This window comes from Gemmatimonadaceae bacterium (assembly GCA_016720905.1).
Classification (GTDB): Bacteria; Gemmatimonadota; Gemmatimonadetes; order Gemmatimonadales; family Gemmatimonadaceae; genus Gemmatimonas.
On sequence record JADKJT010000002.1, the window covers coordinates 370,657 to 391,911 of the forward strand.

18 protein-coding genes are annotated in these 21,255 nt (G+C 64.4%); 11 read left to right on the forward strand and 7 right to left on the reverse strand.

The window, feature by feature from the left end:
* Nucleotides 1-58 precede the first annotated feature (58 nt).
* From IPP90_03890 to IPP90_03915, 6 genes are all read left to right on the forward strand, one after another.
* Entirely contained in the window at nt 59-526 is a 468-nt protein-coding gene (locus IPP90_03890; protein MBL0169863.1) for a hypothetical protein, read from the forward strand.
* Nucleotides 527-637: 111 nt separating this feature from the next.
* Nucleotides 638-2,161 (forward strand): fumarate hydratase, encoded by a 1,524-nt coding sequence (locus tag IPP90_03895; protein ID MBL0169864.1) that lies wholly within the window; start codon nt 638-640, stop codon nt 2,159-2,161.
* A gap of 21 nt (nt 2,162-2,182) precedes the next feature.
* Nucleotides 2,183-3,169, forward strand: a complete 987-nt coding sequence (locus tag IPP90_03900) for a serine/threonine protein kinase (GenBank protein ID MBL0169865.1) — start codon at nt 2,183-2,185, stop codon at nt 3,167-3,169.
* A 108-nt stretch (nt 3,170-3,277) separates the two neighbouring features.
* On the forward strand, nt 3,278-4,906 hold the full coding sequence (locus IPP90_03905; protein MBL0169866.1) for an amidase: 1,629 nt from the start codon (nt 3,278-3,280) through the stop codon (nt 4,904-4,906).
* A 69-nt stretch (nt 4,907-4,975) separates the two neighbouring features.
* On the forward strand, nt 4,976-5,851 hold the full coding sequence (locus tag IPP90_03910) for a serine/threonine-protein phosphatase (protein ID MBL0169867.1): 876 nt from the start codon (nt 4,976-4,978) through the stop codon (nt 5,849-5,851).
* Nucleotides 5,848-6,840 carry a hypothetical protein gene (locus IPP90_03915; protein MBL0169868.1) on the forward strand — a complete coding sequence of 331 codons (993 nt, stop codon included), beginning with the start codon at nt 5,848-5,850 and terminating at the stop codon, nt 6,838-6,840. The genes IPP90_03910 and IPP90_03915 overlap by 4 nt, the downstream gene beginning before the upstream one ends.
* Nucleotides 6,841-6,852: 12 nt before the next feature.
* Here IPP90_03915 and IPP90_03920 read toward each other — a convergent pair whose 3' ends face one another.
* The gene (locus IPP90_03920; GenBank protein MBL0169869.1) at nt 6,853-8,280 is read right to left on the reverse strand and encodes a M20/M25/M40 family metallo-hydrolase; all 1,428 of its coding nucleotides are present in this window, start codon (nt 8,278-8,280) and stop codon (nt 6,853-6,855) included.
* Between the two features lie 152 nt (nt 8,281-8,432).
* Between IPP90_03920 and IPP90_03925 the strand changes: the two genes are divergently transcribed.
* Nucleotides 8,433-9,914 carry an amino acid decarboxylase gene (locus tag IPP90_03925; protein ID MBL0169870.1) on the forward strand — a complete coding sequence of 494 codons (1,482 nt, stop codon included), beginning with the start codon at nt 8,433-8,435 and terminating at the stop codon, nt 9,912-9,914.
* Here the strand turns inward: IPP90_03925 and IPP90_03930 are convergent.
* Nucleotides 9,874-10,380 (reverse strand): hypothetical protein, encoded by a 507-nt coding sequence (locus IPP90_03930; protein ID MBL0169871.1) that lies wholly within the window; start codon nt 10,378-10,380, stop codon nt 9,874-9,876. The genes IPP90_03925 and IPP90_03930 overlap by 41 nt on opposite strands.
* 67 nt (nt 10,381-10,447) lie before the next feature.
* Here IPP90_03930 and IPP90_03935 point away from each other — a divergent pair, with 67 nt between their 5' ends.
* Nucleotides 10,448-12,079 (forward strand): lactate permease LctP family transporter, encoded by a 1,632-nt coding sequence (locus tag IPP90_03935; protein MBL0169872.1) that lies wholly within the window; start codon nt 10,448-10,450, stop codon nt 12,077-12,079.
* Here the strand turns inward: IPP90_03935 and IPP90_03940 are convergent.
* From IPP90_03940 to IPP90_03960, 5 genes are read right to left on the reverse strand one after another with little or no spacing between them, the layout of a single operon-like run.
* The gene (locus tag IPP90_03940) at nt 12,063-12,746 is read right to left on the reverse strand and encodes a DedA family protein (protein MBL0169873.1); all 684 of its coding nucleotides are present in this window, start codon (nt 12,744-12,746) and stop codon (nt 12,063-12,065) included. The genes IPP90_03935 and IPP90_03940 overlap by 17 nt on opposite strands.
* Before the next feature lie 34 nt (nt 12,747-12,780).
* Entirely contained in the window at nt 12,781-15,933 is a 3,153-nt protein-coding gene (locus IPP90_03945; protein ID MBL0169874.1) for an efflux RND transporter permease subunit, read from the reverse strand.
* A gap of 39 nt (nt 15,934-15,972) precedes the next feature.
* Complete coding sequence (locus IPP90_03950) at nt 15,973-17,112, reverse strand: efflux RND transporter periplasmic adaptor subunit (GenBank protein ID MBL0169875.1); 1,140 nt, start codon at nt 17,110-17,112, stop codon at nt 15,973-15,975.
* Entirely contained in the window at nt 17,112-18,614 is a 1,503-nt protein-coding gene (locus IPP90_03955; protein MBL0169876.1) for a TolC family protein, read from the reverse strand. Before IPP90_03955 ends, IPP90_03950 begins: the two co-directional genes overlap by 1 nt.
* A 22-nt stretch (nt 18,615-18,636) precedes the next feature.
* Nucleotides 18,637-19,296 carry a TetR/AcrR family transcriptional regulator gene (locus IPP90_03960; protein MBL0169877.1) on the reverse strand — a complete coding sequence of 220 codons (660 nt, stop codon included), beginning with the start codon at nt 19,294-19,296 and terminating at the stop codon, nt 18,637-18,639.
* Nucleotides 19,297-19,433: 137 nt separating this feature from the next.
* Here IPP90_03960 and IPP90_03965 point away from each other — a divergent pair, with 137 nt between their 5' ends.
* From IPP90_03965 to IPP90_03975, 3 genes are read left to right on the forward strand one after another with little or no spacing between them, the layout of a single operon-like run.
* Entirely contained in the window at nt 19,434-19,913 is a 480-nt protein-coding gene (locus tag IPP90_03965) for an XdhC family protein (GenBank protein ID MBL0169878.1), read from the forward strand.
* Nucleotides 19,877-20,251, forward strand: coding sequence for a hypothetical protein (locus IPP90_03970; GenBank protein MBL0169879.1), 375 nt, complete (start codon nt 19,877-19,879; stop codon nt 20,249-20,251). The genes IPP90_03965 and IPP90_03970 overlap by 37 nt, the downstream gene beginning before the upstream one ends.
* The gene (locus tag IPP90_03975; protein ID MBL0169880.1) at nt 20,244-21,242 is read left to right on the forward strand and encodes an NTP transferase domain-containing protein; all 999 of its coding nucleotides are present in this window, start codon (nt 20,244-20,246) and stop codon (nt 21,240-21,242) included. Before IPP90_03970 ends, IPP90_03975 begins: the two co-directional genes overlap by 8 nt.
* The last annotated feature ends 13 nt before the right edge of the window (nt 21,243-21,255 follow it).

A 21,255-nucleotide genomic window follows, 5' to 3' on the forward strand; every position in this document is an offset into this window, starting at 1 on the left:
CTGCAGCAACCGTCCGATTCACTGTGCGGGCCTCGTTGGCCGCCGTCACGAGGGTCCTATGCGCAAACTTCTTATTCTTGCCGCAACACTGGCTGCCTGCTCCAAAGCCGAAACGCCGGCGGCCGACTCCACGGCCATGGCACCGGCCCCCGCGATGGCCCCCGCACCGGCCAATCTCACCGGAGCCGATGTCGCGGGAACCTGGAAGGGCATGACCATGGGCGAAACCAGTGATTCGGTGACAGCTCGCTGGACGGCAGTGAACGTCAATGACTCGACGGGCACTATCACCATCGATGGGTCGAAAGACGCCATTCCGTTCACGCGGATGTTCGATGCCGACAGCATGGTGGCCACGTCCAAACCGTACGCGAATCCGGCCGATGCGAAAGGACCCAAACTGCTGTTCCGGTCCGTTGGCCGCTTGAAGGATGGCAAACTCGTGGGCACCTCGGCGAACATGCTGGCCAGCAAGCCGGATTCGGTCGTCCAGCGTGGCCGCTGGGAGGCGACGCGGGCGCCGTAAGCGCATCGCCTGCTGCCGTGCCACCACGGGCCGCCTCGCATGAGGCGGCCCGTGGCGTTTGACGTCGTCGCGCAATGGCCCGGTCGAAGCCGCCCCGGTAGTTTTCCCGGCATGACCACCATCATGCAATCCGACTTCATTCAGTCGATCGCCGACGCGCTCCAGCACATCTCGTACTATCACCCGGCCGACTACATCTCGGCGCTCGCTGTGGCGTACGAGCGGGAGCAAAGCCCCGCCGCCAAGGACGCCATCGCGCAGATTCTCACCAACTCACGCATGTGCGCCGAGGGGCATCGCCCGATTTGCCAGGACACCGGCATCGTGGTGGTGTTCCTCAAGATCGGCATGAACGTGCGCTGGGATGCGACGATGTCGGTGCAGGAAATGGTGGATGAAGGGGTGCGCCAAGCGTACCTGCTTCCCGAAAATGTGTTGCGGGCGTCAATCGTGTCCGACCCGGCGTTTTCCCGCAAGAACACGCGCGACAACACCCCCGCCGTGGTGCACTGCGAAATGGTGCCCGGCGATACCGTCGAAGTGAAGTTGGCCGCCAAGGGCGGAGGATCTGAGAACAAGTCCAAGTTCGCCATGCTCAACCCCAGCGATTCCATCGTGGATTGGGTGATGAAGACCGTGCCCACCATGGGTGCGGGTTGGTGTCCGCCAGGGATGTTGGGCATTGGCATCGGCGGCACCGCCGAAAAGGCGATGCTGATGGCCAAGGAGTCGCTGATGGAGCACATCGACATGGCGGAACTCAAGGCGCGTGGCCCCCGAAATAAGATCGAAGAGCTGCGCATCGAATTGCACGACAAAGTGAACGCACTGGGTATCGGCGCACAGGGGCTGGGCGGACTCTCCACGGTGCTGGACGTGAAGATTTTCGACTACCCCACGCACGCCGCGTCCAAACCGATCGCCATGATTCCGAATTGCGCCGCCACCAGACACGCCCATTTCACGCTGGACGGATCAGGGGTGGCCGAGTTGCCGATTCCGCGTCTGTCCGATTGGCCGGATGTCACGTGGAAGGCCGACGTGAACGCGATTCGGGTGGATCTCAACACGCTCACTCCGGAAATCGTCGCCACGTGGAAGGCCGGTGATCGTCTGCTGCTGAATGGCAAGTTGCTCACCGGACGCGACGCGGCACACAAGCGTATCGCCGATCTGTTTGCATCGGGCGAAGGCCTGCCCGCCGGCGTGGACTTCACCAATCGCATGATCTACTACGTGGGTCCGGTGGACCCAGTGCGCGACGAAGCCGTGGGACCAGCGGGTCCGACCACTGCCACGCGCATGGACAAGTTCACCGAGATGATGCTGGCCAAGACCGGCTTGATTGCGATGATCGGCAAGGCCGAGCGCGGACCAACGGGACTGGAAGCCATTCGCAAGCACAAGGCCGCATATTTGATGGCGGTGGGCGGCGCGGCCTATCTGGTGTCCAAAGCCATTCGGGCGTCGCGAGTGGTAGCGTTCGGCGAGCTGGGGATGGAGGCGATTTATGAGTTTGATGTGGAAGAAATGCCGGTGACGGTGGCGGTGGACGCTGCCGGAAGCAACGTGCACGAGACGGGCCCGCGCGAATGGCAGGAGAAGATTCGGCAGTTGCCGATTCTGGTCGGCTGAACTTCCTCCGGAGGTTGCACCATGTCAGACGCGATGCTGCAGGCTGAAGTACAAGCGGCGCTGGGGGACCACTTCACGCTGGAGCGCGAGTTGCCGCGCGGTGGCATGTCGCGCGTCTTCGTGGCCACCGAAAACGCGTTGCGTCGTCGTGTGGTCATCAAGGTGCTGGCGCCGGAGTTGGCGGCCACGTTGTCCACCGAGCGATTCAAGCGGGAAATCGCGCTGGCCGCGCGCCTGCAGCATCCGCACATCGTGCCGCTGCTGTCTGCGGGTCTCGCCGGGTCCCATTTGTACTACACCATGCCCTTCGTGGACGGGGAGTCGTTGCGGCAGCGCATGGATCGCGAACGCCCGATGGCCTTCGGCGACATCGCCACCATTCTCACGGAAGTGGCGGGCGCGCTGGCATATGCGCACACGGAAGGCGTTGTACACCGCGACATCAAGCCGGAGAACGTGATGTTCTTTCACGGCCAGGCGGTGGTGCTGGATTTCGGCATTGGCAAGGCGCTCATCAGCGCCTCCACATCGGAAACCGAAGTCCTGCGCATTACGCAGGTGGGAATGAGTCTGGGGACTCCCACCTATGTGGCGCCTGAGCAGGCCGCGGCGGATCCAGCACTGGATCATCGGGCCGACTTGTATGCGCTGGGTGTCGTGGCGTATGAAATGATCACCGGTCATCCGCCATTCTCGAGCCGGTCACCGCAGGTGGTGATTGAGGCGCACGCCAAGCAGAAACCCGACCCGATCACGGGGCGTCGCCCCGACGTGCCGAAGCATCTGGCCGCCATTGTCATGCGGTGTCTGGAGAAGCGTCCGGCGGATCGCCCGGCCAGTGGCGAGGACATCGTGACGGCACTTACGACGGCGATCACGCGACGTCATTCAGGCGGCGGACCCGTGATTGAAAAGATCGCCAACGCGCCGCTCTGGGTGCCGTGGGCTGTGGCCGGGTTCACCACGCTCGCAGCGATCGTGTTGGCCGTGTTGTACGCGACACGGTAACGCATGCGTCCACTTCATACGTGTGTCGCCGCGATCGGCACTCTTGCCCTGCTGGGCCTGGCAACGTCGTGCCAGAGCGCACCCAATGCGGTAACACCCGCCGCCGCGATGGATCGCGATTTGCTGGACGTGACAGTGCCACGCCTGCACGCGCTGTACGACGCCAGGACGTACACCGTGAAGGAGGTGGTGCAGTGGCACCTCGACCGCATCGATCGCTACAACGGCATCTATGGGGCCATTGAGACGGTGTTGCGCGATGAGGCGCTGGCCGAGGCGGAGCGTCAGGATGCGGACCAGGCTGGTACAACTCATGGTCCTCTCTGGGGCGTACCGATTGTCATCAAGTCCAACACCAGCGTGAAAGGCCAGGTGACGACGGCGGGCTGGGAGGGATTCACTCGCGCTGGCCACGAACTTGTGGCACCGAAAGACGCCACGGTCGTCGCAAAGCTGAAGGCGGCCGGCGCCATCATTGTCGGGTTGGCCAACATGCCCGACCTGGCCAACAGCGACACTAATCGCGGCAGTTCATTCGGCCGCACCGGCAATGCGTATGATGTGCGCTTCTCACCGGGCGGCTCATCCGGCGGCGTCGTGACGGCCGTCGCAGCCAACATGGCGGTGCTGGGCAACGGGACCGACACGGGCAACTCGATTCGCATGCCGGCGGCCACCAGCGCGCTGGTTGGCGTGTTTCCCACGCGCGGTCTTGTCAGCATCGCCGGCATCGCGCCGCTTGACTGGCTGCTCGACAACACCGGACCCATCGCGCGCACTGTCACCGACGCGGCGATCGCGCTCGCGGTCATGGCCGGCGCCGACTCGCTGGATCCGCCCACGGCCGATGCACCGGATTCGGTTCGTCGGGCGTCGTATCAGCCACCGCTCAACAGCGCGTCGCTCAAGGGAAAACGGTTTGGCGTTCCGGCGTTCGTGCTGGCCGGAGATGGTGTGCCCTTCCACGGCATTCCGGTCTCCGTGCCTGGCGCGGCAGCCGAGTCAATTCGTGTGGCGGCCAACATGGCGCTTCGTCCGGAAACACGCGCCATGTTCATGAAGGCGGTTGACGCACTGCGGGCAGCGGGCGCCGAGGTGGTCTTCGGCGACAGTGTGCTGCCAACATCGTTCGCGCGCACGGCCAGTCGCGTGTCCACGTACGCCTACATGCGGGATGGCACCGATCGCTTTCTCGCCACCTTCGGTCCGGCAGAGTATCACTCGGCAGCGGACTACCAGAAGGCCGTAGGCGCCCCGCTGTTCACTTCGTCCATAGGCACCGAGGACAACTTCCGGAACATGGGCGGTGTGCACCTTGATCAGCGCGTGCTGGCAGCCGATGCGGACGCGGATCGCTTGTACCACGCACCTCGGCGTGCCATGCTAGCCGCGTATCTGGCAAATCTCGATGGACTCAAACTCGACGGCTACGTGTACCCGGCCATCCAGATGCCGCCGGTCGATGAAACGATGCCGCAAGATGGTCGCGTGAGCGAAGGGCCGCACTCGGCGACCAGCTGGGTGAACATGATTGGTGTGCCCGCCGTCGTCGTGCCGGCAGGGTTCTACAGCAGCGGGCTACCGTTCGGTCTGGAGTTCTCCGCTCGCCCGTGGACTGACGGCACCCTGTTAGGCATCGCGCACGCGTGGGAACAGTCCGCACATTCGCGGAAACCGCCAACGCTGGTGGAGCAGGGACTGCTCCCGGTCACGCCGGCGCGTCCGGGGCGTCGCTGACTGAAGCACTCACCACTAGCTTCCATTCACAGCCATCACGACGTACCGATTGCCTGGAGCGTTCCGCCAATGTCCGACTACATCACACTGAGCCCCGATCGTCGTCCCCGTGACGATGAGATCGACACCTACGGCCTGACGCACACCGGCAAGGTGCGCGAGATCAATCAGGATCACTTCCTGCTGGCGACCATCCATCGTCGGGTGGATGTGCTGCAAACCAGTCTCCCTGATGCCGCGCGACTGGAGGTCAACGACGAGCGATTGGCGTTCCTGGCCATGATCGCCGATGGCGTGGGAGGCGCGGTAAGCGGCGAGAAGGCGAGTGCGACCGCGCTCGAGAACGCGATGCACTACGTGGGCAGCAGCATGCGCTGCTACGATCGCGGCGAAGCGTCCGACGAGCAGTTCATCGAGCAGTTGCAGGAAGCCGCCATGAAGAGCCACGAAGCCGTCGTCGCGCGGGCTGCCGCAGAAGCGGACGGCCGCACGATGGCCACGACGCTCACCTTGTTTCTTGGTGTATGGCCCTGGTACTACCTGCTGCAGGTGGGCGACTCGCGCTACTACCTGTATCGCGACGCCGTACTGACACAGGTCACGCGCGATCAGACGCTGGCGCAGGATCTTGTCGATCAGGGCGTTTTCACCCGCGCAGTCGCCGCCGGGTCCCGATTGGCGAATGTCCTCTCCAGCGCCATTGGCGGTGAGACCACCACCCCGGTGGTCACGCGCCTGCGGGCCAGTTGGCGCAATGTGCACCTGCTCTGCAGCGACGGGCTCACCAAGCATGTGTCCGACGAAAAGATTGCGGAGCGTCTGGCGACCATGACGTCGGCGAAACAGGTGTGTGAGCAGCTGCTGCAGGACGCGCTGGACGACGGCGGGTCGGACAACATCACCATTGTCGTGGGACGCGCCATGCCGAAGGACCTGCCGGGGTGAGTTGGGTGCGCGCGGCATGGGGACTGGCGTTGGCCGTCGCCAGCGTGTCGTGCAGCGGTGGCGCCTCGCCCATCGACATCACGCCGCCGGTGCCGGGACCGATCGGGTACGTCGCCGGGCAATCGTACTTCGGTCGCAATGGATACATCGAGTACATCGCCGGGAACGCGCCCGTCATTCTCACGGCGCCACATGGCGGCACCCTCGTGCCCAGCAGCATTCCCGACCGCACCGCCAGCACGTGCGGCGGTGCCGCCACTACAGTCACCGATACCAATACGGGTGAGTTGGTGCGGGCCATGCAGCGGCGCTTCTTCGCGCGATTCGGCACCTACCCGCACATCATCATCTCGCTGTTGTCGCGTCGCAAGCTTGACCCGAATCGAGTTGCGCCCGAAGCCGACTGCGGCAACGCCGATGCCGCCGCAGCGCTTGAAGACTGGCACGGGTTCATCAATACTGCCAAGAGCGCGGTGCTGCTGACCAGTGGCAAAGGATGGTACATGGACATGCACGGACATGGCCATGCCATTCCGCGACTGGAGCTTGGCTATCTACTGGCCGACGCCGACCTCAATCGCACGGATGCCGCGCTCGATGCGACGGCCTCGTTTGAGAACGTATCCAGCATTCGCACGCTGTCGGAGTTTTCGCCCCTGTCGTTCGCCACGCTGTTACGTGGGCCAACCAGCTTGGGCACGCTGTACGCGAACAACGGATTCCCTGCCCTGCCGAGTGGGGGCGACCCCAGCCCGAATGGCGCCGACTACTTCAACGGCGGCGACAATACGGTGCGCCACGCGTGCGGCAGTGGTGCCTCGGCCTTGGGGGGCACCAGCAACGGCAACATCTGCGGCGTACAGATCGAATCAAATTTCACGGGTGTGCGCGACAACGCGACCAATCGCGATCGATTCGGCGATGCCACGGCGACCGTGCTGGAGGAATATTTGCGCGTGCACTGGGGGCTCCGCCTCGCGCCACCGTGAGGTGCTGGCTGACTACTTGAGCTGGTCCAGCCCTTTCAGCAGTCGGGAAAAAAATCCCACCGCCGTGGCGTAGTCGGCCACCGCCAGACGCTCATTCAGGCCGTGAATGCGCGTGAAGTCTCCGTCGCCAAGGGGGATGGGCAGAAAACGGTATACGTTGGCGGAATGAGGCCCCCAGTACTTCGCATCGGTTCCGCCAACCACCAGATACGGCAGCACCGGCATCGATTCGCCCGGCGCCATGGTGCGAATCGTCGACTCGATCAATCGATACGCGGTGGACTTCGTGTCCGACACCGGAGACGGATCGACCCGGGCGCTATCGGTGGGTTCCACGCTGATCAGCGTGTCGTGAATGACCGACCGCACGCGCTCCGTCACGGTGGCCACGGTTTCGCCGGGTCGGATGCGGAAGTTCACCACGGCGGTCGCGTCCGGCGGCAGCACATTGTCCTTGATCCCCGCCGATAGCATGGTGGGAGACGTGGTGGTGTGCATCATCGCCGCACTGGAGGGCGTGGCCTTGAGCGTTTTGATGACCACCGACGTGGTGATCCACAGGTTGGCCATCGCCAGACGCTGCGCGAATGGCAGATACGGCGCCATGGCATCCAGCATGCCGCGGGTTGGTCCGTCAATGGTATACGGAAACGGATTCGACTCCAACGCCGCGATGGCGCGACTGAGTGCGCCCACGGCAGTGCGCGCGCCCGGCATGGACGAATGCCCACCCATGGCGGTCGCCCGCAATCGCAACGACACGTATCCCTTCTCGGCAATCCCCACCACCGCCGATCGACCGGCCACGCCGGGCACCAACCCCGACGTCATGATACCGCCCTCGTCGAGTACCATGGCCGGTTTCACACCGCGTGCCACCAGGGAATCAACGATCGTGCGCGCGCCGTAGAGCCCACCCACCTCTTCGTCGTGTCCGAAGGTGAGATACACGGTGCGCGGTGGGGTGTAGCCCTGCGCGAGCAAACCCTCCACCGCTTCGAGCGACGCCAGCACGGTGGTTTTGTCGTCCAGTGTGCCACGTCCCCACACGAATCCGTCGGCCACATCACCGGAAAACGGGCCGTGCGTCCAGTCCTTGAGATTCGACTCCGGGACTGGAACGACATCCATGTGTCCCATGATGACGACGGGCGCGGCCTTCGTGTCGGTGCCGGTCCACGTATAGACCAGGCTCAAACCCGCGATCTTTTCGCGGAGCAGCGTGCGAGCCACCAAGGGAAACGCGCGTTCGAGGAAATCGTGAAACCCCAGAAACGCGACCGTGTCGATGGGCGCGCCGGACGCCATCGACACCGTGGCGAATTTCACGGCGCCGGACAGTCGCTGCGCGGCCAGGGCGGAATCGACGGTGACCGCGGGTGCGGTGGCGGCCGCTGCGATGGGGGCGGGGGCGGGTACGCGGAGGGTACGCACCACCATGACGGCCAGGAGCAGCACCAACCCACTGGCCAGCAGAAGCAACACACGTTTCACGGAATTCTCGGGCGAAAGGGACCTGAAGGATTTCGCGTGTGAAGGCCGTGACCGGAAGGGGGGCTGGAGATTGTGCGCGACCCGCGCAACCTTGTCGCATGCCTGATGCCCCGATCACCGGCGATCTGTCGCCCGAGGAGTTCCGCGCCGCGGCCCATGCCGCCGTGGACTGGATTGCCGATTACCTGGAGCATCCGGGGCAGTACCCGGTCAAGAGTCGCGCGCGGCCCGGCGATATCCGGAATGCGCTCCCGGCGTCGGCGCCCACCACCGGCGAACCGTTGGAAGCGATGCTCAACGATTTTCATCGCACGATTGTGCCGGGCATCACGCATTGGAATAACCCGTCGTTCTTCGCCTACTTCGCCAATTCCGCAGCGTATCCGGCCATTGTCGGCGAGCTGTTGACGGCAGGGCTGAATGCCAACGGCATGTTGTGGGTGACGAGTCCGGCCGTCACGGAGCTGGAGCAGGTCACGCTGGATTGGCTGCGCCAGCTGATGGGGCTGGGCGACGGTTGGTTTGGGCAGATCACCGACACCGCTTCGGTGAGCACGTTCTACGCGTTGGCCGCGGCGCGCGAAACGGCGGGACTCGACATTCGCGCGCGCGGCATGGCGGCGCGCACCGACCTGCCGGTGTTGCGCGTGTATTGCTCCGAACACGCGCACTCGTCCATCGACAAGGCGGTCATTGCACTGGGACTTGGCCACGACAACCTGGTCAAGATTCCGGCCGACGAGCAATTCCGCATGCGTCCTGATGCACTCGAGACTGCAATGCGCGCCGATGTCGCGGCGGGCCGTCGACCGATTGCCGTTGTGCCGTGCGTCGGTACGACCAGCACGACCAGCATCGACCCAGTGCCGGAGATCGTGCGCATTGCCAGGATGTTCGACTGCTGGGTGCATGTGGACGCGGCGTACGCCGGGCCGGCGGCCATTGTGCCCGAGCTGCGTTATCTCATGGACGGTGTGGACGGCGCCGATTCGCTGGTGGTGAACCCGCACAAATGGTTGTTCACACCCATGGATTGTTCCGTGCTGTACACCAAGCGACCCGACGCACTGCGGCAGGCGTTTGCCCTGTTGCCCGAGTATCTGGTTACCAAGGGGCAGGACGATGTGGTGAACCTGATGGACTACGGGATACAGCTGGGACGCCGCTTTCGGTCACTCAAGTTATGGATGGTGCTGCGTGCGTTTGGTGCGGATGGATTGGCCGAGCGTATTCGTGTTCATTGCGAATTAGCGCGGGAGTTTGCCGGCATGGTGCACTTTGAAGGCGGATGGGAACTCACCGCGCCGGTGCCGTTGTCGCTGGTATGCTTTCGGTATGCGCCGGCCGGTGCCAGCGAAGACGAGTTGGCACGCATCAATGCGGCTATCATGGAACGCGTGAACGCGGGTGGCACGGCGTACCTGTCGCACACGAAGCTCAACGGCAAGTACACATTACGACTGGCCATCGGGAATATCCGGACCGAGCGCGCGCATGTTGAAGCGGTGTGGCGGGAACTGCGAGCGGCCGCGGCGTACGCTACCGAACCTTGGGCGCGTCCAGATCGAGGTGCAGTGTGACAAACTGCAGCCCACCGGTGCTCCCCACTTCGCACCGATAGATGGACACCTTGGCCTTGCCGGACCACTGCCACCGTTCGGCCAGCAGTTCCTCGGTGTCCTTTTCCTGTTGCGCGCGGATTTGCGCATCGGTGGCCCAGGGCTGTTTGCGACGGTAGTCGGCGCAGATGGATTCGGTGGGACCGTCCGGCGCGGGCCCGTGGAACAGCAGGATCAGCTGTTCGACGCCGTGGGCGGCAACCAGATACCGGCATTCTCCCTGCAACGCGTGCGCGCGCATGAAATCACGACCGCTCGGACACAGTGCGCCCGCGCCGCCCGGTGCGTAGAGGCGATCGTAGTGCTGAATGCCCAGGTGACGGGACAGGAAGTCGTCCGTGGCCTCCTGCAAACGGCCATCGGAACAGGCCGCGACGAGAATGCGCGGGCGTTCCGGATTCCAGTCCAGACTTGATACGAACTCCAATTGCAGTCCTCGGCCAAGGGGTCACCTGAGTATCGCGTGACGCGTGGCGCGGCGCCACATTAGCGAGATGCCAACTCCCTGGTCGCAGGTTTACATGCCGTTGGGCAGTCTGCTCCCCTCGGCGCTGATTGCCGCACTTCCCGTGGTCGTGCTGCTTGGCCTGCTCGGCCTCTGGCATGTGCGCGCGCACCTGGCCGCGCTGGCGGGTCTTGCCGCGGCGATGGCGGTCGCCATCGCCGTGTTCGGTATGCCGCTACCGCTGGCGCTGGCCGCTGCGGGCGACGGCGCGTTGTACGGTCTCTTCCCCATTGGGTGGATCGTGCTCAACGCCATTTTCGTGTACGCGATCACGGTGGAAACAGGAAGCTTCGACATCGTGCGGCATTCCGTAGTGGGTATCGCGGAAGATCGTCGTATCCAGGTGTTGCTGGTGGCGTTCTGCTTTGGCGCCTTTGTGGAAGGCGCCGCCGGATTCGGCACGCCGGTCGCGATATCGGCCGCCATGCTGATTGGGTTGGGATTCAAGCCGCTGCCCGCGGCCGGATTGTCACTCATCGGCAACACGGCTCCGGTGGCATTTGGTGCGCTGGGTACGCCCATTATCGCACTGGCCGGTGTGACACATTTGCCATTGAATGACCTCAGCGCCATGGTTGGCAAACAACTGCCGCTCTTTGCCATGATCATTCCGTTCTGGCTCATCTGGGTGATGGCCGGATGGCGTTCCGTGAAGGAGGTATGGCCAGCGTGTCTGGTGGCCGGCGTGAGCTTTGGCGCCATGCAGTATTTCATCAGCAATCACTTCGGTCCGACGTTGGTGGACATTGGCGCGTCGCTCACGTCCATCGTGTCACTGCTGGTGCTGTTGCGATTCTGGCAGCCACGCACCGTGTGGCGGTTTCCGGGCGAGTCGTCCGCGTTGCCGAGCGCACTGACACCGTCCGCAGTGCCGCAACACACGCCGCGACAGGTGCTGCGCGCCTGGATGCCGTGGGGCATTCTGTCCGTGCTGCTGTTCACGTGGGGATTCCCCAGCGTGAAGGCATGGTTGAATGCGCAGTCCATCATGACCTTCACCGTGCCGTATCTGCATCAAGCGGTGCTGCGCACGCCGCCCGTGGTGGCCGTAGCCAAGGCCGAAGACGCGATCTTCACACTCAACTGGCTGTCGGCCAGCGGCACGGCACTGTTGCTCACCGGCCTGCTATCGGGCGCACTGCTCGGCATGAACGTGAGCGCGATTGCGCGCACCTACTGGCAGACGCTGCTCAAGGTGCGCGTGTCTCTGGTGACCATTGCGGCGATGATGGCGCTGGGATTTGTCACGCGATACGGCGGACTGGACGCCACCATGGGCCTCGCGTTTGCGCAAACGGGCATGCTGTTCGCGTTCTTCTCGCCGCTGCTGGGCTGGCTGGGTGTCGCCCTCACGGGGAGCGACACGTCAAGCAATGTGTTGTTCGGCAACCTGCAGCAGATATCGGCCAATCAGGTTGGGGTGTCGCCGCTGCTGGCTGCGGCCGCCAACAGTTCGGGTGGCGTGATGGGCAAGATGATCGACGCGCAGAGCATTGTCGTGGCCGGTGTGGCCACGGGACAGCAAGGTCAGGAAGGGGAGATTCTGCGGTATGTGTTCTGGCACAGCCTGGCGTTGGCGTGCCTGGTGGGCATTGAAGTGCTGGTCATGTCTCGGATGTAGACATCGCTTTCCGCCGCTTCCGCTCATCTTTCTTCGCGCGCCGCACGCGGTTCCAGCGAATAAACGCATACACCGCGGCCGTGACGACGAGCGCACCAATGATCTCGCCGGCCCGCCCGACATGGCCCACGGCGCGCACAGCGGCCTCACCAGCGGCGTAGCCGATAAGCGCGAACACCAGCGTCCAGAGTGCCGACCCCAGGAGCGACGCCGCGAGATACGTGGCCAGAGGTACGCGCGCCGCACCACACGCCAACGGCAGCACAATGCGCAATCCAAACGCGAAGCGCACCAGGAACGACGCCGTGAGCGGATTCCGCGCCACCACACGCAACGCCACCGTACCCGCCGCGCGGAATCGCGGGAAGCGTTTGCGAATCCAGTCCCACTTCACGCGCCCGGCCGCATACAACACCGATGTACACAGCCAGCCGCCCAGTGTGATGCCGACAATCACGCGAATGAGCTGCAATTCGCCTTCGTGCGCCGCGATGCCACCGAACACCGGTGACAGTTCCTCAATGACAATGGCCGACAACCCCAACAGCGCGTAGGTCCAGAAGCTGTCCGCCAGCGCCTCGATGAAGTTGAGGTCCGACCAACTGCCAACCGACACGGCCGTGACAGCCACGATGGCAAAGGAAAGCAGGCGGACGGGAGTCATCATGCTGTCAATCTAGCGGAGGCCCCGCGCACGCCGTCTAGTCGCCCATGCTTGGCACGGGCTCGATCGCGCGGAACTGTCCGGTGTGCGGGGGGGTCATGCCCACGCGCCGCGCGAACCAGCTCCGCATGTTGTCGAAGATTTCGTAGAACGTGGGGATGACCAGCAGTGTCAGCACGGTTGACGTGATCACGCCGCCAATCACCGCCACGCCCAGCGGCGCGCGGAATGACGCGCCTTCGCCTCGTCCCAGCGCCACCGGGATCATGCCGGCGATGAGGGCGAACGTGGTCATGAGAATGGGACGCAACCGGATGGCGCCCGCCTCGATCAGCGCCTCCCGCAACGGCATGCCGTTCCGCTCGCGCGCCCACTTGGCGAAATCGATGAGCAGAATGGCGTTCTTGGCCACGATGCCGCACAACAGGATCACGCCGATCAGGCTCATGAGGTTGATGGTGTGCCCCGTGATGGCCAGCGCACCCATCACGCCAATCAGCGACAGCGGCAGCGAGATGAGGATGGCGATGGGATCGAGGAAGGAACCGAACTGCACCACCAGAATCAGGTACATGAGCGCAATGGCGACACCGAGCGCGACAAAGATGTTGGTGAACACCTCCTGCTGCTGCTCGACCTGCCCGCCCGTGGAGAGCTGCACCCCCGGCGGCATGGGGATCTTCGCCGTGTTCGCGTTGATATCCTTCATCACTTCGGTGAGTGACCGTCCGGCGAAGTTCGCCTCCACCTTGATCACGTTGTCGCGATTGAGATGATTGACGATGGCCGGTCCGAGGTTGCTCTTGATGCGCGCCACCTGCTGCAACGGGATCAGTTGCGCGTTGGGGCCCGTGCCAATGGCAATGGGCAACAACGCCAGGTCGGAGCCACGGGCGCGCGCTTCCGGTGAGAGGCGCACCATGACCTTGCGCGTCTGATTGGTGGGATCGACCCAGTCGCCGGCATCGAGGCCGGCAAATGCCGGACGAATGGCCTGCGCCACCTGGCCAATGCTCAGCCCCAGCGCGCCGGCCAGTCCGCGATCGATCTCCACCGTGAGCTCCGGCTTCTGTCCCTTGGTGCTGAGGCCCACGTCTACCGCACCCGGCGCGGCCTTCACGGCCGCCAGATACTGATTGGCCACCGATTGGAGCGCCGCCTTGTCGCTGCCGCGCAACTCCAGTGAGATCTGTTTTTGCGCACCCGAGAAGTCGTTGGTGAATACCGCCACGTCGGCGCCGCCGATGCTCTTCACGTCGTCGCGCATCTGCGCCGCCAATTCCTCGGCGCCGCGTTGCCCAATCGCCCGACGCTCGGCTTTCGTACTGAGCTTCACATAGATGCTGGCCTTGTCCACGGCCCCGCTGGCGCCACCTGCCGTGACGAACGTGTACTTCACTTCCGGATACTTCTCCACCAACCGGAGCGTCTCGCCGGTTTTCTGGCGCAAGTAGTCGATATTGGCGCCCGGAGGCGCGTCGACGGTTAGCGACACTTCGGCATTGTCTTCCAGCGGGAAGAATCCGCCACCCACCAGGCCGAGCGCCGGCATGGACAGGGCGATGGCGAAGCTGGCCACGGCCAGGAACACCATCGACTTGGGATGATCCAAGGCCCACCCGACCACACGGCGGTAGCCATTGGCCAAGCCGTTGAACCAGAGATTGAACTTGTCGAGCTTCTTCGTGATCCACGCCTTTTCATGCTCTTCCTGATGCGGGTCAGGCCAGTACGCCGAGAGCATCGGATCGAGCGAGAACGACACGAACAGCGAAACCAGCACCGAGCAGGCGATGGTGAGGGCGAATGGCTTGAACCACTGGCCGGAGACACCCTGCAGGAAGGCAATGGGCACGAACACGGCGATGATGGAAAACGTCGTCGCCGCGACGGCCAAGCCGATTTCGTCGGTGCCTTCACGCGCGGCCGTGTAATGGTCTTTCCCCATCTCGATATGCCGCACGATGTTCTCGCGCACCACAATGGCGTCGTCAATCAGAATGCCGATGGCCAGCGATAGCCCCAGCAGCGACATCGTATTGAGCGTGAACCCAAAGGCCCACACGGCCACAAAGCTGGCCAGCACTGACACCGGAAGGGCGAGACCGGTAATCACCGTGGACCGCCACGAATTGAGAAACAGGAAGACGACGAGCACGGTGAGCAGCGCCCCTTCGATCAGCGCCTCCTGGACGTTCCGCACCGAATCTTCAACGCGCAGCCCCTTGTTCTTGACCACCTTGATCTGCGCGCCGGCAGGCAGCGCAGGCGTCAGTTGCTCGACCTTTTTCAAGATCGCTTCCGCCACGGCGGTGGTCGAATACTCGCTGGTCTTCTTGATTTCAATGCCAACGGCGTCCTTGCCGTTGTAGAGCGCAATGGTGCGCTGCTCTTCGGTGCCGTCGGCGGCCGTCGCGACATCGCCAAGTCGCACCACATTGCCGCCGCGCTCGGCCACCACCAGCTGCATGAAATCCTGCGGCCCGTTCAAGCGGCCCTGCAGGCGAATGGTGCGTTCGTCCAGCGCGCTGGTGACCCGGCCCACCGGCACGGCCAGATTCCCCTGCTGCAGCGCCTGCACCACTTGCGGCACGCTCACGCCGGCCGCCTGCAGCCGCTGCGGGTCGAGATTGATGGTGAGTTCGCGCTTCACCGCGCCGGTGACTTTCACGTCGGCCACCCCGGGAATCGAACGCAGTTCCCGCGTGATGCCCGGATCGGCGATGAGCGTCAACTGCGCCGGGGTCAGCGACGTGGAAAACACCGAGAGCGTGACGATCGGTGCGTCGGTCTCATTGAAGCGCCGGAGGATCGGCTCTTCCATCTCCTGCGGCAGGTCCTGCCGTTTGGTGCCGATGGCGTCGCGAATCTCCTGTGTGGCATCCTGCAACGGCTTGGAAAATTCGAACTCGGTGGTGATCTGCGCGAAACCGTCCCGGGCCTCGCCGTTAATGCTCTTCACGCCCGAGATGGCCTGAATGGCTTCCTCGATGGGCTCAAGCACTTCACGTTCCACCTGCTCGGGTCCGGCACCGGGATACACAATGGTGGTCAGCACCACCGGCGGCTGCACCACCGGAAACTCGTCGGTCTTCAGTCGGAACAGCGCGACCAGTCCGAATCCCGCCAGCGCCAGCATGGACACGACCGTGATGAGCGGACGCTTGATCGCAAAATCTGAAATGAACATGGATATCCCGTGTGTGCCTGTGGCTGACGGACCGTCGGCCTAGTTGTTCTTGACCGGCGCCGCCGGTGCGTCTTTTGGTGACGACACCACCACCGACGATCCCACCGAGATCCCGCGTGCGGCACCCAGCAACACCGTGTCGCCGCCGGCCAGTCCCGAACGGATCTCCAGCGTTTCCGCGCCCTCGTCGCGCACGCCCACCTGCACTTCCACGCGTTCCACCTTGCCGCCCTTGAGGCGCATCACGATCGGCACAATGCCTGTTTGATCAACGGCTTTCTCAGGCACCAGGATCCCGATGCGCTTCTCGGCAGCAATACGACCTTCCACGAACAGTCCCGCCACCAGCGCATTCTGCGCATTGGGCACGGTGGCCAGCAGACTCACCTGCTTCGTTTGCGGATCCACCATCGGGCTCACGCGGGTGATGCGTCCCTCCAGTTGACGGTCCGACCCGTTCACCGTGAACATCACCGGCGCGCCCACGCGCACATCGGCCAGTGCCGACGTCGGCACCGACGCCTCAACCTTCAGGCTGCGCGGATCAATCACCGTGAACAGCGCCGCACCGGGTGCGACAATGTCACCGGGACTCACCGATTTCTCCGCCACAATGCCCGCGAACGGCGCGCGAATGGTGGCGTTGCGCAGGTTCTTCTCCATCGTGCTGAGACGCGAATTGGCGTCGGCCAGTTGCGCCTGCGCCGACACGTTGGCCCGCTCGGCGCCTTCGACATCACGTTCCGCAATGGCACCAGCCGCCACCAACGTCTTCGCGCGCTTCAATTCCCGCGCGGCCTGATCGGCGCCGACGGTGGCCTGCGTGACATTGGAGCGTGCGGACAATGCGGCATCCTGCAGCACACCGTCATCAATGCGTGCCAACGGCGTTCCCGCCGCCACGCGCTGACCGGCGTCAACATACGTGTGCAGCACGGCGCCGCCAATCTCGGCGCGAATGCGCGCTTCGCGGTCGGCCACCAGCGTGCCCGAGATGGCCGGACCGCTGCGCAAGGTATCAGTGGTCGCGACGGCGATGTTGTCGGGGCCGATGGTCTGCGCGGTGGCGGCCGTCGTGGCAACAGCTTCCTTGGCCTTGTTGCAGGCGCCAAGCATGAGCGCGCTGGCCAGCAGCGCGATCGATGTAGCAGTGGGCGCCATCCGGCGCGTCGTGGTCATCATGGATTCGAACTGGTTGACGGAGTGAAGCCGGAAGACAATGGAAGATCGCGCAGCAACTCGAGTCGCTTGCGGGCCACCTGCAGATCACGCGCGGCCCAGGCGCGATTGGCCAACGCCTGCTGCAACTGGACGCGTGTTTCAGAGAGTTCCAACTGCGTGGAGATGCCTTCGCGGAAACGCACTTCCGCGATCTCGTACGCGCGTTGCGCTTGTTCGGCCGTGCCCACGCTGGCCTGCCAGGAGGCTTCCGCCTCGGTCAGCTTCGCGGTGGACGACCGGGCATCGAGCGCCGCACCTTCCTGCGCCTGTCGCAGTCGCTGCTGCGCCTCGATCACCGAGGCTTCGGCAGCCAGGATGTCGCCGCGGATGCGTCCACCGGTGAAAATGGGATACGAGAGCCCGATGCCGACGGTCCAATTGGGGAAGAAGTCGGCGAGACTCCTGGGCAACACGTTGGTGGGATAGGCCAGCCGCTGATAGTTGGTGGTGGCGGCCAGCGATGGCAGCCGCTGCGCGCGCGTGGCGCGCAGCTGCTGCTGCGCCACTTCAACGCCCTTGAGTGCCTGGCGCACCGGAGCTCGCCCGGACGCGCCGGTATCGCTGGTGGCCAGCGTGCGGGCCACGCGCGCCTGCACGGCGGGATCGATCGCGAGCACGTCCGCTGCCGCCACGTTCACGGTGGTGATCGGTGCGGTCGACGCGACCACCGATGCGAGGGGCGCCTCAACGATGCTGTCGGTGAGCGCGACCGCCCGTTCGGCGTCGAGGTTGAGTAATTGGCGCAGTCGCACGTAGGCGAGATCGCGCGCGGTGCGCGCCTGCAGCCAGCCGGGCCGCTGATTGTCGCGCGTCACGCGTGCCCGGATCAACTCGAACTCAGACGTCGACCCGACGCTGCGTGTCAGCTGCACCTGTCGCAAGGTGCGCTCGGCCTGTACCAGCGTTGAATCGGAAATGGTCAACAACCGATCGGCCAGCAACGCATCGTAGTAGGCCTGCGTCACGTCCAGCTGCGCCTGCGCTTGCGCGCTGGTGATGCCAATCTCCGCCGACTCGCGTCCGGCCCGTGCGGCGCGAATGTTGGCGGTGGCCCGCCCCCCGGTGTAGAGTGGCTGCGACGCGGTGAGGCCGAGATTGAAATTGTATTCCGACGCGAAGATTCGCGTGATGGACGAGGTCGCATTGCCGGCGGCGGACGTGTCACTTTCCGAGCTTCCGCCACTTGTGCCGTTGCTGGCGCGCTTCGAGATGGCCGCAAACTGATTCTGCAGTTGCTTCTGCCAGTTGAGCGTGCTGGACACCTGTGGCAACAGGGCGGATCGCGCCTGCAGCTGCTGACCCTGCGCGCGCTGTTCGCCCGCCCGCGACAGCGCGACTTGTTCGCTGGTACCCGTGGCCAGTCGAATGGCATCGTTCAACGAGAGCACCATTGGCGCGCCGGCCGTACTGCCGGACTGTGCACGCAAGGCAACCGGTGACAGTGCGAGCGACAGCAACACGAGGGTGGAAAGGATCTGGCCATCATTCGGCGGTCGAAGTGGAAATGCTGATAGGGCGTCGAGGCGTACGTTTGACAGACGGCGTTGGTTCCGACGACACGCCGATACCGCGCAGAAAGATGCGAACGTACGCGTGCAGGGAGTCGTCGACCGTTTGCGGGAACATGGCCGGCATGATCTCCCGATTCATGGCGTCGGCGAAGATGGCACCCATGAGCATGGTGACGGCGCCGCGGACATCACCGGGACGCGTCTCTTCCGGCTCGCTGATCCATCCGTGGCGCCGCAACTGGACGACATACTGCCGCAGTTGGGCAAACGCCCCGCTGGGCCCCTCGGCCGCACAGATCGCCGTTTCCGGACGCTCCGCCGCCTCGCTCATCATCTGGCGCACGATGTCCCGCATGTTCGACAACGAGGCGTGGTGCGCATGAATCCAGTGATACAACTCGCGTTCCGGGTGCGCGGGCTCGTGGGGCAGTGTTGCATCCTGTTCCAGACGCGCGCACTCCCGCATGGCGATCTCGAGCAGCGCATCCTTCGAGCCGAACTGCCGAAAGATCGTGACTTCGTTGACGCCCGCCTCTTCAGCGATGCGGCGCGTGGTCGCCCCGCGCCATCCGTGCTGGGCATACACCCGGGCGGCGGCGTGCAGAATCCGGTGTCGATGGTCTTCGATCATGCTCAGAGGGTAATGCAAGTACATGCTTGCTGGCAAGTGGGTGCTTGCTTTCACGCACCGCGTAGCCTGCGGGCTGGCCCGGCTATCGCCTTCGGCTATCGCCTTCGGCGGGGGTGCCCGCCATACTTTCCTGCATCATGTCGGGACTCGATGAATTGACGCGCGCGGCCCGACGGGCCCGGGCCGAACGGCCGCTGGTGCCGCTGGCACTGGCTACGCTGCACGCCGTGGACGGGTCCTCATATCGACAGCCGGGGGCGCGTCTCTTGGTGGATGCGGACGGGCGCGTGCTGGCCGGAGCGGTCAGCGGCGGTTGTCTGGAGGGGGATGTCGCCGCCCAAGCCGCCGCCGTGTGTGCATCGGGGGTGCCTCGGCGACTCACGTACGATCTCCGGGACGACCTGCAGGCCATTTGGGGATTTGGCGCGATGTGTGACGGTGTCGCCCATCTGCTGCTGGAACCGCTGGGTGATTTGTCGTGGTTGGAGCGGGCGTGTGCCATTCGCGATGCGCGCGAGGAAGGCGCGCTGATCACCGTGCTTGAGGAGACGGCCGCCGGAGGCACCGGCGAGTGGCACGCGTGCGCGCTGCGCTTCGCGATGCCGCCATCCCTCTGATGAATGCGGCGCGACTTACGGCGCACCCGACCCAGGGTGCGGTCCAGGTATTCGACAAGACGCTGCGCTGTCTGGTCGACCCGCTGGTGCCGCCGGTGTCGCTGGTCCTCGTCGGTGCAGGTCGAGGCGCGGAGGCCTTCGCCGCGATCGCGCACACACTGGGATGGCGCGTCACGCTGGTCGATCATCGTCCATTTGTGGTGGAGTCCGTCTCGCTGCCGGAACGGGTAGCGCGGATTGTGGCTCGGGCCGACGACGGGATCGCTCACGTATCGCGCGATTCACGGACCGCCGTGGCGCTGCTCTCCATCAATTTGCGATCGACGCCGAATGGCTGAGCGGCTGTTGCCGCTACCGCTGGGGTATGTCGGCGTGCTGGGGTCGCGCCAGCCGGCCGCACAACTGGCGGAATCGTTGCGGACCGGGGCCCGAGATCACGGCGCGAATGGAACAGCGACTGCACGCACCGATCGGACTCGATCTGGGGCGAGTCCCGAGTCGATTGCACTGTCGGCTATCGCCGAAATCGAGGCGATTCTGCATGGCCGCCCGGGCGGATCGCTTCGAGCGGCACAGTCCTATCCACACGCGCACCCCAACGCCGCACACTGCACCGTGACGGCGGCCCGTATCGCCGGAGTGGTTTTGGCGGCCGGCGAATCGCGCCGTCTTGGCTCGCCAAAGCAGTTGCTGGTTGACGACGCGGGACGCCCGCTGGTGGCGCGCGCCGCGATCGCGCTGCTGGAGGCGGGCTGTTCCCCGGTCTTGGTGGTCACGGGAGCTCAAGACCAGGCAGTCTCAGCGGCGGTTCGTGCGCTCGGCGTTACTGTGGTTCACAACGCAGTCTGGACCGAAGGTATGGGGTCGTCGATCCGATGCGCCGTGGAATGGGCGGAATCCAAAGCGGCGGCGGCTGAGGCTGTTCTGATCGCCGCCTGCGACATGCCAACTGTTAACTCAGAGCATTTTCGCGCCATAATCGATACATCATCAGATCATTCACCGGATCATTCATCGATAATTGCCTCCCGCTATGAACTCGCGGGCGGTGACATGGTTCTTGGCATTCCGGCGCTCTTCCCGAAAGCAGACTGGGCCCTACTGCGATCACTCACGGGGATCGAGGGGCCAAAAAGTCTTTTTTCCATCGACACTCTTTCGGTTTTTCTTCGGCACGGTAGTTTCGACTTGGACACGCCGAGCGACGTGGCTCGCTGGCGCCGAGCAGTCCCCTTCATCACCACCTCTCCGACCCATGTCATCGTCCATCGCCCAGAGTGTCCTGGCAGATCTCGATCACGAGATCGCCCAAACGCGTCGCATGCTTGAGCGCGTCCCCGCC

What these genes read in the sequence shown, in the direction of transcription:
- IPP90_03890 (MBL0169863.1), top strand. Translation starts at nt 59, where the DNA reads ATGCGCAAACTTCTTATTCTTGCCGCAACACTGGCTGCCTGCTCCAAA.
- IPP90_03895 (MBL0169864.1), top strand. Translation starts at nt 638, where the DNA reads ATGACCACCATCATGCAATCCGACTTCATTCAGTCGATCGCCGACGCG.
- IPP90_03900 (MBL0169865.1), top strand. Translation starts at nt 2,183, where the DNA reads ATGTCAGACGCGATGCTGCAGGCTGAAGTACAAGCGGCGCTGGGGGAC.
- IPP90_03905 (MBL0169866.1), top strand. Translation starts at nt 3,278, where the DNA reads ATGGATCGCGATTTGCTGGACGTGACAGTGCCACGCCTGCACGCGCTG.
- IPP90_03910 (MBL0169867.1), top strand. Translation starts at nt 4,976, where the DNA reads ATGTCCGACTACATCACACTGAGCCCCGATCGTCGTCCCCGTGACGAT.
- IPP90_03920 (MBL0169869.1), bottom strand. Translation starts at nt 8,280, where the DNA reads ATGGTGGTGCGTACCCTCCGCGTACCCGCCCCCGCCCCCATCGCAGCG.
- IPP90_03925 (MBL0169870.1), top strand. Translation starts at nt 8,433, where the DNA reads ATGCCTGATGCCCCGATCACCGGCGATCTGTCGCCCGAGGAGTTCCGC.
- IPP90_03935 (MBL0169872.1), top strand. Translation starts at nt 10,448, where the DNA reads ATGCCAACTCCCTGGTCGCAGGTTTACATGCCGTTGGGCAGTCTGCTC.
- IPP90_03940 (MBL0169873.1), bottom strand. Translation starts at nt 12,746, where the DNA reads ATGATGACTCCCGTCCGCCTGCTTTCCTTTGCCATCGTGGCTGTCACG.
- IPP90_03945 (MBL0169874.1), bottom strand. Translation starts at nt 15,933, where the DNA reads ATGTTCATTTCAGATTTTGCGATCAAGCGTCCGCTCATCACGGTCGTG.
- IPP90_03950 (MBL0169875.1), bottom strand. Translation starts at nt 17,112, where the DNA reads ATGACCACGACGCGCCGGATGGCGCCCACTGCTACATCGATCGCGCTG.
- IPP90_03960 (MBL0169877.1), bottom strand. Translation starts at nt 19,296, where the DNA reads ATGATCGAAGACCATCGACACCGGATTCTGCACGCCGCCGCCCGGGTG.
- IPP90_03965 (MBL0169878.1), top strand. Translation starts at nt 19,434, where the DNA reads ATGTCGGGACTCGATGAATTGACGCGCGCGGCCCGACGGGCCCGGGCC.
- IPP90_03975 (MBL0169880.1), top strand. Translation starts at nt 20,244, where the DNA reads ATGGCTGAGCGGCTGTTGCCGCTACCGCTGGGGTATGTCGGCGTGCTG.